This window comes from Kitasatospora sp. NPDC127060 (assembly GCF_042724935.1).
In the GTDB taxonomy this organism is placed as follows: Bacteria; Actinomycetota; Actinomycetes; order Streptomycetales; family Streptomycetaceae; genus Kitasatospora.
The window spans coordinates 1-1,075 of the sequence record NZ_JBHXEG010000203.1 but is presented as its reverse complement, the minus strand read 5'-3'; the positions used below and the strand labels follow the sequence as shown (position 1 = coordinate 1,075).

The 1,075-nt window shown below is 67.8% G+C and carries 1 protein-coding gene; it reads left to right on the top strand.

Annotated elements, in window-relative coordinates:
• A partial coding sequence (locus ACFWIS_RS40725; RefSeq protein ID WP_380464164.1) for an acyl-CoA dehydrogenase family protein occupies positions 1-1,056 on the top strand: 1,056 nt, incomplete at its 5' end.
• Positions 1,057-1,075 lie beyond the last annotated feature (19 nt).

Here is a 1,075-nt window from a genome sequence, read left to right as displayed (position 1 = left end):
GCGGCGGAGGTGGACGAGCAGGGGCGGTTCCCGCAGGAGGCGTTGGACGCGCTGACGGGCAACGATCTGCATGCGGTGCACGTGCCGGAGGTGTACGGGGGTGCGGGTGCGGACGCGCTGGCGACGGTGATCGTGATCGAGGAGGTCGCGCGGGTGTGCGGCTCGTCGTCGTTGATCCCGGCGGTGAACAAGCTGGGGTCGCTGCCGGTGCAGTTGTCGGGTTCGGAGGAGCTGAAGGCGAAGTACCTGGGGGCGCTGGCGCGGGGCGAGGGGATGTTCTCGTACTGCCTGTCGGAGCCGGAGGCGGGTTCGGACGCGGCGGGGATGAAGACGCGTGCGGTGCGTGACGGTGACTTCTGGGTGCTGAACGGGGTGAAGCGCTGGATCACCAACGCGGGTGTGTCGGAGTTCTACACCGTCATGGCCGTCACCGACCCTTCGATGCGTTCGAAGGGGATCTCGGCGTTCGTGGTGGAGAAGGGCGACGAGGGGGTGTCGTTCGGTGCGCCGGAGAAGAAGCTGGGGATCAAGGGTTCGCCGACGCGTGAGGTGTACTTCGACAACGTGCGGATCCCGGCGGACCGGATGATCGGTGCGGAGGGTACGGGCTTCGCGACGGCGATGCGGACGCTGGACCACACCCGGGTGACGATCGCGGCGCAGGCGGTGGGCATCGCGCAGGGGGCGTTGGACTACGCGAAGGGCTACGTCCAGGAGCGCAAGCAGTTCGGGAAGGCGATCGCGGAGTTCCAGGGTGTGCAGTTCATGCTGGCGGACATGGCGATGAAGCTGGAGGCCGCGCGGCAGATGACGTACGTGGCGGCGGCGAAGTCGCAGCGTGGGGACGCGGATCTGACGTTCTTCGGTGCGGCGGCGAAGTGCTTCGCGTCGGACGTGGCGATGGAGGTGACCACGGACGCGGTGCAGTTGCTGGGTGGTTACGGGTACACGCGGGACTACCCGGTGGAGCGGATGATGCGGGACGCGAAGATCACCCAGATCTACGAGGGCACCAACCAGGTCCAGCGCATCGTGATGGCCCGCAACCTGCCGTAACGACCGCCCGACCGGCACC